Annotated in this window: 14 protein-coding genes and 1 pseudogene; 9 read left to right on the top strand and 6 right to left on the bottom strand. The window is 57.2% G+C overall.

The features are described from left to right. Window positions 1-184 precede the first annotated feature (184 nt). The 5 genes from gyrA (at window position 185) to gluQRS (ending at window position 6,112) form a co-directional block, all read left to right on the top strand. Window positions 185-2,917 (top strand): DNA gyrase subunit A, encoded by a 2,733-nt coding sequence (gyrA, locus tag FIL88_RS05865; protein ID WP_142852846.1) that lies wholly within the window; start codon window positions 185-187, stop codon window positions 2,915-2,917. Beyond that, window positions 2,914-3,138: a hypothetical protein gene (locus FIL88_RS05860; protein ID WP_142852845.1), complete on the top strand. Its 225-nt coding sequence runs from the start codon at window positions 2,914-2,916 to the stop codon at window positions 3,136-3,138. Before gyrA ends, FIL88_RS05860 begins: the two co-directional genes overlap by 4 nt. Next, window positions 3,128-3,520, top strand: coding sequence for a VOC family protein (locus tag FIL88_RS05855; protein ID WP_142852844.1), 393 nt, complete (start codon window positions 3,128-3,130; stop codon window positions 3,518-3,520). Before FIL88_RS05860 ends, FIL88_RS05855 begins: the two co-directional genes overlap by 11 nt. Window positions 3,521-3,888: 368 nt before the next feature. Next, the gene (gene trmFO / locus FIL88_RS05850) at window positions 3,889-5,235 is read left to right on the top strand and encodes a methylenetetrahydrofolate--tRNA-(uracil(54)-C(5))-methyltransferase (FADH(2)-oxidizing) TrmFO (protein WP_142852843.1); all 1,347 of its coding nucleotides are present in this window, start codon (window positions 3,889-3,891) and stop codon (window positions 5,233-5,235) included. A 13-nt stretch (window positions 5,236-5,248) separates the two neighbouring features. Further along, window positions 5,249-6,112 carry a tRNA glutamyl-Q(34) synthetase GluQRS gene (gluQRS, locus tag FIL88_RS05845; protein WP_142852842.1) on the top strand — a complete coding sequence of 288 codons (864 nt, stop codon included), beginning with the start codon at window positions 5,249-5,251 and terminating at the stop codon, window positions 6,110-6,112. A gap of 55 nt (window positions 6,113-6,167) precedes the next feature. Here the strand turns inward: gluQRS and hisI are convergent, their stop codons facing one another. After that, the gene (hisI, locus tag FIL88_RS05840) at window positions 6,168-6,527 is read right to left on the bottom strand and encodes a phosphoribosyl-AMP cyclohydrolase (RefSeq protein WP_142852841.1); all 360 of its coding nucleotides are present in this window, start codon (window positions 6,525-6,527) and stop codon (window positions 6,168-6,170) included. A 70-nt stretch (window positions 6,528-6,597) separates the two neighbouring features. Here hisI and FIL88_RS05835 point away from each other — a divergent pair, with 70 nt between their 5' ends. Next, window positions 6,598-7,041 carry an iron-sulfur cluster assembly scaffold protein gene (locus tag FIL88_RS05835; RefSeq protein WP_142852840.1) on the top strand — a complete coding sequence of 148 codons (444 nt, stop codon included), beginning with the start codon at window positions 6,598-6,600 and terminating at the stop codon, window positions 7,039-7,041. A 195-nt stretch (window positions 7,042-7,236) separates the two neighbouring features. Here the strand turns inward: FIL88_RS05835 and FIL88_RS17010 are convergent, their stop codons facing one another. From FIL88_RS17010 to ligA, 3 genes are all read right to left on the bottom strand, one after another. Then, window positions 7,237-7,359 (bottom strand): hypothetical protein, encoded by a 123-nt coding sequence (locus FIL88_RS17010; protein ID WP_281281286.1) that lies wholly within the window; start codon window positions 7,357-7,359, stop codon window positions 7,237-7,239. A gap of 133 nt (window positions 7,360-7,492) precedes the next feature. Beyond that, window positions 7,493-9,583, bottom strand: coding sequence for an ATP-dependent DNA helicase RecG (recG, locus tag FIL88_RS05830; protein ID WP_142852839.1), 2,091 nt, complete (start codon window positions 9,581-9,583; stop codon window positions 7,493-7,495). Then, window positions 9,583-11,712 carry an NAD-dependent DNA ligase LigA gene (gene ligA, locus FIL88_RS05825; RefSeq protein WP_142852838.1) on the bottom strand — a complete coding sequence of 710 codons (2,130 nt, stop codon included), beginning with the start codon at window positions 11,710-11,712 and terminating at the stop codon, window positions 9,583-9,585. The genes recG and ligA overlap by 1 nt, the downstream gene beginning before the upstream one ends. 201 nt (window positions 11,713-11,913) lie before the next feature. Here ligA and FIL88_RS05820 point away from each other — a divergent pair, with 201 nt between their 5' ends. The 3 genes and pseudogenes from FIL88_RS05820 to FIL88_RS16900 form a co-directional block, all read left to right on the top strand. Beyond that, window positions 11,914-12,660, top strand: coding sequence for a DUF502 domain-containing protein (locus FIL88_RS05820; protein WP_142852837.1), 747 nt, complete (start codon window positions 11,914-11,916; stop codon window positions 12,658-12,660). Beyond that, entirely contained in the window at window positions 12,657-13,286 is a 630-nt protein-coding gene (locus tag FIL88_RS05815) for a LysE/ArgO family amino acid transporter (protein ID WP_142852836.1), read from the top strand. The genes FIL88_RS05820 and FIL88_RS05815 overlap by 4 nt, the downstream gene beginning before the upstream one ends. Window positions 13,287-13,385: 99 nt before the next feature. Further along, window positions 13,386-13,844, top strand: a pseudogene (locus FIL88_RS16900) (Clp protease N-terminal domain-containing protein); the annotation flags it as partial. A gap of 676 nt (window positions 13,845-14,520) precedes the next feature. Here the strand turns inward: FIL88_RS16900 and FIL88_RS05805 are convergent. Together FIL88_RS05805 and FIL88_RS05800 are read right to left on the bottom strand one after the other, a co-directional pair. Then, window positions 14,521-15,573, bottom strand: coding sequence for a patatin-like phospholipase family protein (locus tag FIL88_RS05805; RefSeq protein ID WP_142852834.1), 1,053 nt, complete (start codon window positions 15,571-15,573; stop codon window positions 14,521-14,523). Window positions 15,574-15,576: 3 nt separating this feature from the next. Beyond that, entirely contained in the window at window positions 15,577-16,362 is a 786-nt protein-coding gene (locus tag FIL88_RS05800; protein ID WP_142852833.1) for a 3-hydroxybutyrate dehydrogenase, read from the bottom strand. Window positions 16,363-16,500 lie beyond the last annotated feature (138 nt).

Here is a 16,500-nt window from a genome sequence, read left to right as displayed (position 1 = left end):
TTTCGCGTTTGCGCGATAATGGCGTCGGCAACCCGGAAAGCCAAGAGGCCAATCCGCGCAAAATGACGCAAAAAATCGCCCGCGCCCGCCATCAATCCGGCCCTTTTGGTTGCCCCCAGATCGGGCGTTCGCTAAGGTGGCCTGACCTAAATATAGTGTGAAACGCACAAAAACGGCGGACAACGTGACAGATACCCCTGATACCCCGGAAAACATGGACGAAATGCCCCCAGAGCGCCCCACTTATGATGGCCCCCAGATTGCCATCGAAGAGGAGATGAAAAGCTCTTACCTCGATTACGCGATGAGCGTGATCGTCAGCCGGGCCATCCCTGATCTGCGCGACGGGTTAAAACCGGTCCACCGGCGCATCCTGTATGCGATGTATGAAACGAATAACGGTCACGACAAACCCTATCGCAAATCGGCCCGTCCGGTCGGCGACACGATGGGTAAGTACCACCCGCATGGCGACTCGGCCATCTATGACGCGCTGGTCCGTATGGCGCAGCCGTTTTCGATGTCTTTGCCGCTGTTGGATGGTCAGGGTAACTTTGGTTCGATGGACGGCGATAACCCGGCGGCTATGCGTTATACCGAAGTGCGGATGGACAAGCCCGCCGCGTCGCTGCTAGCCGACATTGAAAAAGACACGGTCAACTTCCAAGACAACTATGATGGTAAGGACCTTGAGCCTACCGTCCTGCCCGCCCGCTTCCCCAACATGCTGGTTAACGGCGCTGGTGGTATTGCGGTCGGCATGGCCACCAACATCCCGCCGCACAATCTGGGAGAAGTCATCGACGGCACGCTGGCACTGATCGAAAACCCGGATCTGACCTCGGAAGGGTTGATGGAATACATCCCCGGCCCCGATTTCCCAACCGGCGGGATCATGTTAGGTCGTTCTGGTGCGCAAAAAGCCTATCTGGAAGGTCGTGGTAGCGTCATCATGCGCGCCAAGACCCGGATCGAAGAGATCCGTAAAGACCGCTATGCAATCGTTCTGGACGAGATCCCCTATCAGGTGAACAAAGCGACGCTGGTCGAACGTATCGCCGAGGGCGTGCGGGACAAAAAGCTTGAAGGTATTTCTGCGGTTCAAGATGAAAGTGACCGGATCGGTGTCCGCGTGGTGGTCGAGCTGAAGCGCGACGCGACGCCCGAAGTCGTGCTGAACCAACTGTTCCGCTATACGCAGATGCAGACCTCGTTTGGCTGTAACATGCTGGCCCTGAATGGCGGTCGCCCCGAGCAGCTGACCCTGCGTGATTTCCTAAGCTATTTCATCACCTTCCGTGAAGAAGTTGTCACCCGCCGCACCGCGTTCGAACTGCGCAAAGCACGCGAACGCAGCCACATCCTGTGTGGTCTGGCCGTGGCCGTGTCGAATGTGGACGAAGTCGTCGCGACGATCCGGGCATCGCAAGATCCCGCAGACGCCCGCGCAAAGCTGATGAGCCGCCGCTGGCCCGCCGCCGACATCGCGGAATATATCCAGCTGATCGACGATCCGACCCATAAGATGAACGAGGACGGGACCTATAACCTGTCTGAAACGCAAGCCCGCGCCATTCTGGAACTGCGCCTGCAGCGTCTGACCGCAATGGGCGTAAAAGAAGTCACGGATGAACTTCAGGAACTTGCTGCAAAGATCCGGGATTACTTGGACATCCTTCGTTCGCGCGAGCGGATCATGTCGATCATCTCAGACGAGTTGATCGAGGTTAAGGACGCGTTTGCCGTCCCGCGTCGCACTCAGATCGTGGACTGGTCAGGCGATATGGATGACGAAGACCTGATCGAGCGTGAAGATATGGTGGTCACCATCACCGCCTCGGGCTGGGCCAAACGGACGCCTCTGGCTGACTTCCGCGCACAGAAGCGTGGCGGTAAAGGTCTGTCTGGCATGCAAACCAAAGACGAGGACGTGATTACGACGCTCTTCGTAGCCAACACCCATACGCAGCTTCTGTTCTTCACCGATGACGGTATGGCATACAAACTGAAAACCTGGCGCCTGCCCCAAGGCGGCCGTACCGCCAAGGGTAAGCCACTGGTGAATATCCTGCCGATCCCGACCGGTGTATCAATTGCCGCCATTCTGCCAGTAGATCGGGACGAGAAAGAATGGGACGACCTGCAAATCGTCTTTGCAACGTCCAAAGGCTCGGTCCGTCGTAACCGCCTGTCAGACTTCACCAACGTGAAATCAAACGGCAAAATCGCGATGAAATTCGAAGGCGATGACGAAGGCACCCGCCTGATCAACGCCCGCATCTGTGATGAAAATGATGACGTGATGCTGGTAACTTCGGGCGGCCGGGCGATCCGTTTCCCTGTCACCGATGTACGTGTCTTCAACTCGCGTGCGTCCACCGGTGTACGGGGCATCAAGCTGGTCAATGACGGGGACGAGGTTGTCTCGGCCTCGGTCATCCAGCATTTCGACGCCACCCCGGACGAACGCGGTGCCTTTATCAAGCGTTTCCGCTCCGAATTCGGCAGCGATTCAGACGAGGACACCGGTGAAGAGGCCTCGGGTGATCTAAGCGACGAGCGCTATCAGGAAATGCGTGCAGCCAACGACCTTCTGGTCACCATTAACAAGGGCGGAATTGGCAACCTGACATCCAGCCATGACTATCGCGTCAGCGGGCGTGGCGGTCAGGGCGTGGGCGCCATGAAAGGCGGCAATATCGTCGCCTGCTTCCCGATCGAGATGGAAGATCAGATCATGCTGGCGACCTCGAAAGGCCAGTCGATCCGCTGTCCCGTAAACGGCATCAGCTTCCGGTCACGCAGCGCAGGTGGCGTGAAGGTCTTCAACACCGGGAAAGGCGAAGAGGTCGTCTCGGTCGCGCGGATTGTGGAATCATCAGACGAAGACGACGATGGCAACAACGTAGAAGAATGAGCTATTCGCTAACGCTAATCATTTTCGGCGGGGCGATCATCATCGCAATGGTCGCCCTGTCGCGCTATCAGCAAATCTCGTATCGTCGTTACCTGTCTGAACATGTCGCGAAAACCGATGAAATTCGGCAAGGGCAAGATAAGCTGATCGCGCTCTCGATCCGCCAAGCTGAAGCGCAGGAACGCATCGCAGCTGCACTGGAAGCGCGTAATGCAGAATAACCTCGCGCTCGTGGCTTTCCTGACAGACGACTATGACAAAGCGATTGCGTGGTTTCAGACGGCGCTTGGCTTCGTCCTTCTGGAAGACACCGATATGGGCAATGGCAAACGCTGGGTGCGCATGGCCCCTCATGCAAAGGCCGAGACGGCATTTCTGATCGCCAAAGCCATAGGAAATCAGACAAAAACCATCGGAAAACAAGCAGGCGGCCGCGTCGGCCATGTTTTGACCACAGATGATTTCGACGAAATGTACGAGAACATGCAACGCAACGGTGTGCTCTTCCGCGAATCCCCGCGCAACGAAACTTATGGAAAAGTCGTTGTCTTCGAAGATCTTCACGGAAATCCGTGGGATCTAACTCAACCTATTGGGGATTGATCTCACTTGATTATTCGCGCAGGACAAAAACTTGACACTTTATCCACCATTTTTGGATGCAATCCACAATTGCGCCATCTTGTATCATAATTTCGCCTAATTTGCCGATATATTGCCTACAACCCTAACGCTCACTGGGACCGAAAAACACACTCTATTCAATCAGAATTCGGACGCCCGATCTTTGTTCATGATTCCGTAAACGTCTGCCTTCTGTACTAATTCCTTTCTGATCCACCCCACCCCAACTGATCAGAAAGGACGTCCCCGAATTATCGGGGCACGGGTGAATTTCCCCTCACCCGGAAAAGCCCGCCATTCCCCATGGCGGGCTTTTCATTTGTCAGGGGATGTCCTATCTGCGGGGCATGACAGACAAGACTTTACATATCGTCGGCGGCGGAATGGCCGGATCGGAAGCAGCTTGGCAGGCCTCGCATTTGGGTGTGGACGTGGTTCTGCACGAAATGCGCCCCAAGGTCGAAACTTTCGCCCACCAAACCGGCGACTTTGCCGAAATGGTGTGTTCCAATTCCTTTCGTTCGGACGATGACGAGCAAAACGCGGTCGGCCTTTTGCATTGGGAAATGCGACAGGCGGATGGGTTGATCATGGCCACCGCTGATCAGCATCGCCTGCCCGCAGGCGGTGCTCTTGCCGTGGACCGAGATGCCTTTAGCGCCGCCGTGACAGAAAAACTGCGGGCGCGTGACAACATCCGTGTGGAATACGGAGAGATCTCGGACCTGCCAGCAGACGGCAACTGGATCTTTGCCACCGGCCCCCTGACCTCGCCCGCGCTAGGCGAAGCAATTGCCCGTGAGACCGGGGCAGAGCGTTTGGCCTTCTTCGATGCGATTGCCCCCATCGTCTATGCGGATACGATCAATATGGACGTGGCGTGGGCCCAGTCCCGCTATGACAAAGGCGAGACTGAAGAAGAACAGAAAGCCTATTTGAATTGCCCAATGACCAAGGATCAGTACGAGGCATTCATCGACGCGCTTCTGGCGGCCGACAAAACCGAGTTCCACGAAGGCGAGACTGCCACTTATTTCGATGGCTGTCTGCCGATCGAGGTAATGGCCGAACGCGGTCGCGAGACGCTGCGCTTCGGACCGATGAAACCCGTCGGCCTGACCAATGCGCATGATCCCGAGAACAAACCCTACGCCGTGGTCCAATTGCGTCGCGACAACGCGCTGGGAACGCTGTTCAACATCGTGGGCTTCCAAACCAAGATGAAATACGGCGCGCAGGCCGAGGTGTTCAAAACCATCCCCGGCCTTGAAGACGCCTCTTTCGCACGTCTGGGCGGCATCCACCGCAACACGTTCATGAACTCGCCCACGCTTCTGGACAACCAGATGCGCCTGAATTCCCGGCGAAACCTGCGCTTTGCAGGTCAGGTCACAGGCGTTGAGGGCTATGTTGAAAGCGCGGCCATGGGTTTGCTGGCAGGTCGTCTGGCTGCGGCCGAGATCCTCGGCCTCGACCTGCCAACCGTGCCGCAAGACACCGCCATGGGTGCCCTAATTCACCACATCACCGGCGGGGCCGAGGCGAAAACCTTCCAGCCGATGAACGTGAATTTCGGCCTGTTCCAGCCTGTCGACGGCCTGAAAGGCGGACGTCGCGGGCGCAAGGACCGCTACAAAGCCTATACCGACCGCGCCAAGACGGAATGGTCAGACTGGCTGTCGAACTTCGCATAAAGGTGGCGCGCAAATGACGGATTTCATAACCAGATTTGCGCCCAGCCCCACTGGCCCCTTGCATCTGGGTCACGCCTATTCTGCACTTCTGGCGCATGATATGGCGCGTGCCGCAGGTGGAACCTTCCTGCTGCGCATAGAGGATATTGATCGGACGCGCTCACGCCTCCATTGGGAGGATCAAATTTATGATGACCTTGCATGGCTGGGCATCTCATGGGACGAAAAACCCATGCGCCAATCCGATCGGTTGTCAGAATACAAACTGGCGCTACACGACCTATGGAACCGTGCGCTTCTGTATCCTTGCTTCTGTACCCGCCGCGATATCAGCGCCGCCGTCAGCGCCCCGCAAGAAGGCGCGGAACCCGCCTTTGGACCCGACGGACTGATCTATTCGGGCACCTGTCGCGAACAATATATCCGTAGCTCAAGCTTTCCGAAACACGATGCCCTTCGTTTGGACATGCAGGATGCACTCAGCGCTGCAGATCAGCCCGAATTCTGCTATACGGAACACTCATCAGGTACGGACCAAACCCACTGCACACCCGCCAAAAGCATGGTGCACGACGTCGGAGACATCGTCCTCTCACGCCGCGATTTCCTTGGCTCTTACCACTTGTCGGTCGTTCTGGACGACGCGGCCCAAGGGATCAGCCATGTCGTGCGCGGCAAGGATATCCAGCCTGCCACTCCCATCCACGTCCTGCTCCAAAAACTCCTCGGCCTACCCACTCCCACCTACCATCACCACCGCCTGATCCGCGACGAAAATGGCAAACGCCTTGCCAAACGGGACGACGCACGCGCCATCGCGACCTATCGCGCCGAAGGCAAAACGCCCGACGACATCCGCCGGATGGTCGGCCTGTAACTCGCTCTTTTTCTTGTTAGAAATATCCTGCGGGGGTGCAAAACCCCCGGCTTGATCACGCCATCGGCGCCATCAATTCGACCTCTTCCCCATTCCGCACAGCGGTATAGAAACACGAACGGCGATTGGTGTGGCATGCTGCCCCGGTCTGACGGATCCGCACCAGCAAACAATCCTTGTCGCAGTCAAACCTGAAATCCACCAGCTCTTGAATGTGCCCCGAAGTCTCGCCCTTGATCCAGAAAGACTGGCGCGAGCGCGACCAATAGGTCACGCGGCCTGTCTCAAGCGTTTTCTCCACCGCCTCAAGGTTCATCCAGGCCATCATCAAAACCTCACCGGTTTCGTCATCCTGTGCGATGGCCGGGATCAGGCCCTTGTCGTCAAACTTCAATTGGCTTGCATCAAATGTCATGGCCCGTCCTTTTCTTTCCGGTACTGCGCTTCTATGTAGAGCGGATGAACGCGCGACGAAAGGCCCGGATATGAGCGATACCGACCTGATCAAGCTTTACTCAAAGCAGATCCTGTCTTTGGCGGCAACGATCCCGCACCAAGCCCCGCTGGAAGCCCCCCAGGGCGAGGCCAAGGTGCGTTCGCCGCTTTGCGGGTCGACTGTAACGGCAGCGCTTACGCTCGAAGGGGATCGCATCTCGGGCTTCTCACAAAACGTCAAAGCCTGCGCGCTGGGTCAGGCTTCGGCGTCGATCCTTGGTAAAGTTGTCGTCGGCTTGGATCGCCCCACTTTGGAACGTGGCCGCGACGAACTGAAAACCATGCTGAAGGATGCGGGCCACGTCCCCACGGACCCTTTCCACGGCTACGAAGTTCTGCAGCCTGCACGGGATTTTAAAAACCGTCATGCCTCGATCCTGCTGGCATTTGACGCTGCGATTGGCGCCTTTGATGACGCTAAGGCAAACGCATAAAAAAACCGCCGCGCTCCTGGCAGGGAGGCGGCGGAAGTGATGCGGTTTAGGTCGACCGGAACGGCGCAAGAGGCAGACGCACCGACAGGCAAATGACAGGCAGGTCATATAAGCATCAAGAAAAGTTCGGGACAGAACCATTCATTGGGACATGATGCAGGATCAGACCATCCGCAGGCAGAAAACTGTGTGGGATTAGATCATCCCGGGCAGATGCAGCGCGCCCAGAAGCAGCACAAGCAAAGAAATCGCCCCAAGCGTGTCCGACACGATTGTAGTGTGTGACCGGGACAATGCGATTTTGACATCGTTCAACATGGGGTTGCTCCTGCTCTCTGACGTTCTGGGCAGTGTGTGTCACTGCATCCGTGTTGCTATTTTGTTCGCACAATCGGTAACCACTTGTAAAGAACTTTTTAGGAACATTTGTGAACTTACGAGAACAAATACCCTAACCCACTGAAATCAAACGGATCGCTTCGTCCTGCCGCATCAGCCAAAGAAGAACACGCGCGGCGTGTCCGCGTGGGGTGCTTAGATCCGGGTCCTGTTGCAGCAGTAACCGCGCGTCTTTTTGCGCCACAGCCATCAACCCGGCCTGATGTTCCAGATCCGCAACCCAGAAGCGCGGCAGACCCGATTGCGCGGTTCCCAGAACGTCGCCCGCCCCGCGCATCTCCAGATCTGCCTCGGAAATTACGAACCCATCTTCGGTGTCGCGCATGACCGACAGTCGCTTCTCGCCACCTTCCGTCAAAGGCGCCTGATACATCAGCAAACAGGTCGAGGCCGCCTGCCCACGACCGACGCGCCCGCGCAGCTGGTGCAACTGTGCCAGCCCGAAATGCTCGGCCCGTTCGATCACCATGATCGAAGCATTGGGTACGTCCACACCCACTTCGATCACCGTAGTCGCGACCAGAAGCTTTGTTTTGCCAGCGACGAAATCCGCCATCGCAGCGTCTTTTTCGGTGACGGGCATCTGACCGTGGACCATCCCCACGACGCCCTCACCCAGTTCGGCACGCAGATGTTTGAACCGTTCTTCGGCGGCGGTCATGTCCATGACCTCGCTTTCCTCAACCAGTGGGCATACCCAATAGGCCTGCGCACCATCGGCAATCGCACTGCGCAACCGTTCGACCACCTGATCCAATCGGCCCGTGTTGATCAGCACGGTTTTGATGGGTTTGCGCCCGGGCGGTTTTTCATCCAGCACCGAGACATCCATATCGCCATATTGCGCCAAGGCCAGACTGCGCGGGATCGGCGTTGCGGTCATCACCAGAACGTCCGAGGCTGCACCTTTCGCGCCCAGCTCCATCCGTTGGGCCACTCCAAACCGATGTTGCTCGTCCACGACAGCAAGGCGAAGGTCTTGAAACTCCACATCTTTCTGGAACACCGCATGCGTGCCTACCAGAATGTGAATATCGCCGGCCTTCAACGCCTCAAGCTTACGGCGACGTTCAGCACCCTTGTCGCGCCCGGTCAGGATCTCGACCACGACACCTGCTTCCTCGGCCAGCGGACGCAACCCTTCCAGATGCTGACGCGCCAAGATTTCAGTGGGAGCCATCATGACGCCCTGCCCGCCCGCCTCGACGGCGATCAGCAGCGACATCAGTGCAACCAGCGTCTTGCCCGCCCCCACGTCGCCCTGAAGCAAGCGGTTCATCCGGGTTCCCGCAGCCATATCCGCTTCGATCTCGTCAACCGCGCGGGATTGTGCGCCTGTGGGCGTATAGGGCAGCGCGGACAATACTTTGTCGCGTAACGCACCGGTGCCAATGCTGACGCGCCCTTTGCCACGGCGCACAGTCGCGCGTGCCAAGGCGAGCGTCAGTTGATGCGCAAAGAATTCGTCATAGGCCAGTCGACGGCGCGCTGGTGATTGCGGCGACAGATCATCCGGGCCGTCCGGCGCATGAGCCGCTGGCAAGGCTTCGTGCCAGTCCGGCCAATGCTCACGTTCCTTCAGCGCAGGATCGATCCATTCCTGCAGCATTGGCAGACGGGTCAGGATGTCGCCCACCCCCTTGATCACCGTCTTGCCTGTCACGCCCGCCGTCAGGCGATAAACGGGTTCGAAGTCAGGGATCTGCCCGACCTCGCCCGGCGGCAGGATGAAGTCTGGATGTACAATCTGCGCACGCCCTTCGAAATGTTCGACCTTGCCCGAGATCACGCGGTTCCCACCCGCGGGAAGCTGTTGTTCCAGCCAATTCGAATTGGCGTGAAAGAACACCAATTCAAACGTGGTCAGTGGGTCCGAAACCTCGACCCGATAGGGTGCATTGCGCGACCGGCCCGGGCGATGCGGGCCGACTTCAACTTCGACCGTGGCCATATCACCCGGCTGAACCTCGGTGACAGAAGCACGAAATTTCCGGTCAATCCCCGCATGGGGAAGCCAGAACAGAAGGTCACGTGGAAGAGTGATCCCAAGCGTTTCCAGCGACTTCGCCGTCTTCGGCCCGATCCCGCCCAGCGTTTCCAGCTTGGCGAACAAAGGGAACAGGATTTCGGGCCGGTTCGACATCAGGCGTCCCCGATCAGCTCAAGCCAGCCGTCTTCGTCAATGGTTTCGACGCCCAGATCCGCGGCTTTTTTTGCTTTCGATCCTGCACCGGGCCCGGCCACCAAAAGGTCCGTTTTGCCAGACACCGAACCCGAGACCTTCGCCCCAAGGGATTCAGCCCGCGCCTTGGCTTCCGCGCGGGTCATTTTTTCTAGTGAACCGGTGAAGACGACGACCTTGCCCGCGACAGGGCTTCCATCGGCTTTCGGCGCTTCAACAGATTGAATGTCCAATTCGGTGACCAAACGGTCGATCGAGGCGCGCTCGCGCTCTTGCGCGAAGGCCGCGACCAGTGACCCTGCCATCACCGCACCCACACCGTCGATGGACACCAAATCGTCCCATTCGGGCGTGTCAGGCTTGGCGGCGGTCACGGCGGTCTCGAACGCATCCCACGTGCCATAGTGGCGCGCCAAAAGATTGCCCGCACTTTCGCCCACATGTCGAATACCAAGCGCAAAAATCACTTTATTCAAGGGAATTACACGCCGCTCCTCAATCGCAACGAACAGCTTCTCGGCGCTTTTCTCGCCCCAGCCGTCGCGGTTCTTCAACCGCGCCAGCTGCCCGGCATCACGAGTCTTTAGCGTGAAAATATCGGCCGGTTCACGGATGGGCAGAACCTCATCGTGATAGAACATCTCGACCTGTTTGGCACCCAACCCGTCAATATCAAACGCCCCACGCGACACGAAGTGCTTCAGCTTTTCAACTGCCTGCGCCGGGCAAGTGATGCCCCCGGTACAGCGGCGCACCGCGTCACCTTCATCGCGGATCGCATCTGATCCGCATTCCGGGCAGGTTTCTGGAAACTCATAGGCTTGCGCATCATCAGGCCGCTTGGACAGATCAACGTCCGAGATCTTGGGGATCACATCGCCCGCGCGATAGACTTCGACCCAATCGCCAACGCGTATATCCTTGCCGCCCCGGATTTCTCCGCCTGTGTTGTCGCGCCCCGCGATGTAGTCCTCGTTATGAAGTGTGGCGTTGGACACGACCACACCGCCCACAGTTACCGGATGCAGCCGCGCGACCGGAGACAGCGCACCGGTGCGCCCGACCTGAATGTCGATCGCCTCTAGCCGTGTCCAAGCCTTCTCGGCCGGGAATTTATGCGCAATCGCCCAACGTGGCGTGGTCGAGCGGAAACCAAGCCGCGCCTGAAGCGCAAGATCGTCCACTTTGTAGACCACTCCGTCAATGTCATAGCCCAGCGTGGCCCGCTGCGCTTCGATGCTGCGATAATGCGTCAGCAGGTCTTTCAGATCGGTGAATCGCTGCGTCAGAGGGTTGGTCTGGAACCCAAGCTGCGCCAGCCGCTCGACCGCGCCCATCTGGGTCTCGGTCAGCGGTGCGGACAGCGCACCCCAAGCATAGGCGAAGAAACGCAAGGGCCGATCTGCCGTTATCGTCGCATCCAACTGGCGCAGAGACCCCGCAGCCGCATTGCGTGGGTTGGCAAAGGCTTTGCCCCCGCGCTCCGCGTAGCGCGCATTCAGATCCGCGAAGTCGTCATGGGACATGTAGACTTCGCCTCGTACCTCAAGCACATCCGGAGCACCCTTAAGAACCCGCGGTATGTCTTTGATTGTCAGCGCATTTTCCGTGACATTTTCACCGACAGATCCGTCCCCGCGCGTGACCGCGTGAACCAGTTTGCCCTGCTCGTAACGAATCGACAGGGACAGACCGTCGATCTTTGGCTCGGCAGTCAGGGCCAAGGGCGCATCATCGGGAAGCCCCAGAAACGACCGGATACGCCCAGTAAATTCTTCGACATCTTCATCAGTAAAGGCGTTACCCAGCGAAAGCATCCGCACTTCATGCGTAATCTTCCCGAACCCGTCAGACGGTGCCGCCCCAACCTGATCGGACGCGCTGTCGACGTGCTTCAGGTGCGCGAAGCGCTCTTCAATTTCCGCATTACGGCGTTTGGCCGCATCGTAATCCGCATCCGAAATCTCGGGGGTATCTTTGCCGTGATAGGCCACATTCGCTAAGGCCAGAAGCTGGGCCAAGCGTGTAAGTTCGTCTTTCGCCTGTGCTTCAGTCAGGTCAGATACGGAAATTTGGCTGGGCGCAGTCATTTCAGGGTGGCTACTTTCTGATTGGATCACATAAGAAAGTGATAGGCGTATCGGTAACATGTCGTCCAGCCCCAACCCACGCGCAGTACGATCAAGCCCCTGAAATTCCCAACTTCATCCGCGAATTTGATGACGCGCGCTATTGCCGATCCCGCTTCGAGCACATAAGTTTCACGCGAGACGAAATGGGAACCCTCCTACATGAGCGAAAACAACGACCAGAACAGGCGTAAGTGGCGCCCTTTTACAGGTCTGCGCAACAACTTCCTTGCGGGACTTGTCGTCGTGGTTCCCATCGCCATCACCATCTGGCTGATATGGACCTTCGTGGGCTGGATCGACAGTTGGGTTCTGCCCTTCGTGCCCGGTGTTTATCACCCGGATGCGCTGATTGACCGGTTCTTTGGCGACAGCGAGTGGTTCAAGATGCTGTTTGGCGAAGATGTGCGTGTCAACGTGCGCGGTCTTGGCGTGGTGGTATTCCTGATATTCACCGTGTTGGTCGGCTGGATCACCAAGGGGCTGATTGGCCGGTCATTCCTGTCATGGGGTGAGGGATTGGTGGACCGTATGCCTGTTGTGCGTTCCCTTTATAACGGGCTGAAGCAGATCGCTGAGACTGTGTTCAGCCAATCCACAGACACCAAGTTCGACAAAGCCTGTTTGGTCGAATACCCCCGCAAAGGGATCTGGGCAATTGCCTTCATCTCGACCAAAGCAAAGGGCGAAATCGACGCGCGTATTCCGGTGAACGAAGATATCATTTCGGTCTTTTTGCCGACCACGCCGAACCCGACCTCGGGCTTTCTACTGTTCGTACCGCGCCATTCCGTGGTCGAACTGGACATGTCGGTTGAAGACGCCGCGAAATTGGTAATCTCGGCCGGGCTGGTCTATCCGAATTCCAAAGACCCGAGCCAGCCGCCGGAAGAGACCCCCGACACATGACCCTTGCCCCTGCCCTGACCGGCTTTGCCACTGGGTTCTCTCTGATCCTGGCGATCGGGGCGCAGAACGCCTTCGTTCTGCGCCAGGGGCTGATGAAGAAACATGTATTCTGGCTGTGCCTGTTCTGTGCAACCTCGGATGCAATCTTGATTGCAGCCGGCGTTGCAGGATTTGGTGCGCTGGTCCAAGCGATGCCATCCCTGCCCACGGTCATGGCGCTTGCAGGTGCGGGCTTTTTATTTGTCTATGGATTGATGCGTTTTTGGGCCGCGTGGAAAGGCGACTATGCCATGGAAATCGCGGGTCAGTCGCGCGGGCTGTGGGCAACGTTGGCCATCGCTGCTGCGTTCACGTGGGCCAATCCCCATGTCTATTTGGACACGCTGGGTCTGATCGGGGCGATTTCCACATCCTATCCCGACTGGCCCACCCGGATCACCTTTGGCACCGGGGCGGTCATTGCCAGCTTCGTCTTCTTCTTTTCGCTGGGCTATGGCGCACGCTTCTTGGCCCCGGTGATGCAAAAACCCGCGTCGTGGCGCGGGCTTGATGTGATCATCGGCGGAGTTATGTGGGCGATTGCCGCAAAGCTGTTACTAGGTGTTCTGAATGGCACGCTACACTAAGCCCTAGCAAAACATCGATCCCAAATCGTTCTTGCATATTGGGCAGTCAGCAATGAGAGTATATTCATAATTTGACCCAAGAATGAATACACTTTCAGAATGCCCAGTTTCTCACCTCCACTAGAAAAATCCATTCACCACGCGTTGGCACTTGCCAATGACCGGCACCATAGCATTTCGACGCTTGAGCACCTGCTTCTGTCCCTCGCAGATGAACCGGCTGCCAACCGTGTGCTTCTTGCCTGCGCGGTAGACGTTCCCGAACTAAAAGAAACTATCGAAAGCTTTGTTGATAATGATCTCGCATCGCTGATCGAAGAAGATGAAACAGAAGCCGTTCCTTCAGCTGCATTTCAGAGGGTTATCCAACGCGCCGCAATCCATGTTCAGAGCTCGGGACGAACAGAAGTGACTGGAGCGAACGTCTTGGTCGCGATCTTCGCAGAAAGGGAGTCCAACGCTGCCTACTTTCTGCTAGAGCAAGGTATTACTCGATATGATGCCGTAAATTTCATCGCTCATGGTGTCGCAAAGGCTTCCGCCTATTCGGAAGAACGTCATACCATGAATGAGGAAGCCGCGTATCAAGCGAACCCGAAACGGCCATCGCCCCCTAGCGGAAGCACTGGGCTGCGTGAACATGTCCGTTTCCTACTGCGCACAGCACCGAGCTGTGCTCAAGTAGCGCTGCACACGGCACAACAAATCGAAGTCTCGGTCCAAGAGGCCCGCCTAAATGACCCAGACGACGGAAGCGTATTTATTGATTTCGCTGTCGCTTTGCGTGTCTTGGGGCATACGATGCAGCAGCAGAAGCACGGGGAAAACGATGTTGAACGGCTTGTAGCCATTATCGAGCAGCAAAAGGAAGAAATCGAACGGCTTACATGTATTATCCAAAATATGCCAAGTGCCAAAGGCCAGATTCTGGTGGGCGCGTTGGGAGCGGCTGGTGGCGTCGCTATTACCAGTGCGGTCGGGTATTTGTTTGGGCCTGCGGGTGGTACTATTGTTGAGGGGCTTCAAAGCTTTTGGCAGCAGGGGGGATCATGGCTGAATCAATCAGGAACCGACTTCCATCGTATATAGGTCTCCAAGGTCACAAACAGAGTTTGTAAGAACGCAGCCCTTCCATCATTTCTCGAGACTATAGCGCCCGCGATCTGTGCGGTGCTATTGCGTTGCCGACAACTATGGAGGCGCAACAGTGGGGCGTCGTGACCAGGGCACCGAACTAACCAAACATCTCTTCCAGATCCACCGTACTTCTAGTGTTCAGATCCCCGCGATGCGCCGCCAAGAAGGTCTTGGCCGCTTTGCGCCCGGCCTCTTTCAACCGCGACAGCATTACCGCCGCGGGAATGAGCTTCGTGGCCACCGACAGGTCCCGCATCAAGGCATCATCTGCGATCATATGCACCAACACATCACGCATCTGGTCTGACGACATCTGACCTTCCTCAATCAGACGTTTGACGAAGCGGATCGCCCGCAACTCGCGCAGGAGCGATGAATTGAAGCTGATCTCGTTGATGCGGTTTTGAATGTCCTGGCCAGAGGTCGGGATGTCCGGCCGGAACAAAGGGTTGATGTTCACTACCACCACGTCGGCGGGTAGTGCACGGTTAAACAGCGGAAACAGCGCTGGGTTGCCGGTATAGCCGCCATCCCAGTAAGCCTCGACCGTGCCTGTTTTGGGATCCTCAAGTTCGACCGCCTTGAACAAGGTTGGCAAACAGGCCGATGCCAATATCGCCTCGGTCGAGATCTCGTCCCCTTGGAACACCCGGATCTTACCCGTGCGCACATTGGTGGCCGAAACATAAAGCTGCGGACCGGTATGGGCGCAAACCTGATCATAGTCGAATACCTCGACCACAGGTTTCAGCGGGTTCGCGTAGAAAAGACCGTAATCATAAGGGCTGACCATCCGGCTGGCCATATCAGCCCATGCAAAGATCGGCGTTGCTTCAAGCGCCTGACTGATCATGTCACTATGCGGTGCAAACTGCGCAAACCAAGTGGTCAAACGCAGGTCATTTACGCCCGCCAACCGATGCCACAGTGCATCCAGAGATGCCCGTGCCGCATCGCGGTCCTCGCCCTTACCATCCGACACCAGCCCCGCCTTCAGCGCTGCACCATTCAATGCGCCCGCTGAAGTTCCGGTAATCGCAGCAATCTCGATCCCTTCATCTTCCAACAGGCAATCGAGCACGCCCCAAGTGAAGGCACCATGTGCACCGCCCCCTTGGAGCGCCAGATTTATACGCTTGGGCGAGGCCATGATTTAAAGAGCCGTCCAGCCGCCATCGACCGAGATCGTCGTCCCGGTGATCTGAGCACCCGCATCCGAGCACAAGAAAATGGCGGTTCCGCCCATCTGCTCGACCGTTGCGAACTCTTTCGACGGCTGGCGCTTCAACATGACATTTTTGATGACGTCTTCGCGCGACATATCATATTCACGCATCGTGTCTGGGATTTGGCTTTCCACCAGCGGGGTCAGCACATAACCCGGACAAATTGCGTTCACGGTGATCGGATCTTCGGCTGTTTCCAAGGCCACGGTCTTGGTCAGGCCCACCACACCATGCTTGGCTGCGACATAGGCGGATTTATAGGGCGACGCGGTCAACCCGTGTGCCGAGGCAACATTGATCACCCGTCCCCACCCGTTGGCGCGCATCTGCGGAACCGCTGCCGCCGTGGTGTGAAAAGCCGAGCTCATGTTAATGGCGATGATTGCATTCCATTTGTCGACCGGAAACTCTTCAACCGGGGCGACGTGCTGAATGCCTGCATTGTTCACCAGAATGTCGCAGCGCCCGGCCTTTTCAATCAGTGCGCGGCAATCTTCGGCTTTGGACATGTCCGCCTGCACATATCGCGCGTTTACACCAAATTCTTTCGCGACAGCGTCCGCAATGGCGTGATCGTCGGGCGAATCGGTGAAGGAGTTCAGGACAACATCCGCACCTGCGCGCGCAAGCTCTCGCGCGACGCCAAGGCCAATGCCTGAATTCGAACCCGTGATGACGGCGGTTTTACCTTCCAGCGAAGTTGTAATGGCCATAACTGCGTTCCTTATCCACGTCATGAAATCTGTTGCAGTGCAGCATAACGCAAGGAATCCAAGGTACCAGTGCTTTTGCGCGGGGAAATTCGCCTTTGGAATCACCCGATTCTTCAGTGTCGCGTGACGGCTTCTGTT

Source organism: Aliiroseovarius halocynthiae (genome assembly GCF_007004645.1).
Taxonomy (GTDB): Bacteria; Pseudomonadota; Alphaproteobacteria; order Rhodobacterales; family Rhodobacteraceae; genus Aliiroseovarius; species Aliiroseovarius halocynthiae.
This window is presented reverse-complemented; position numbering and strand designations above follow the sequence as displayed.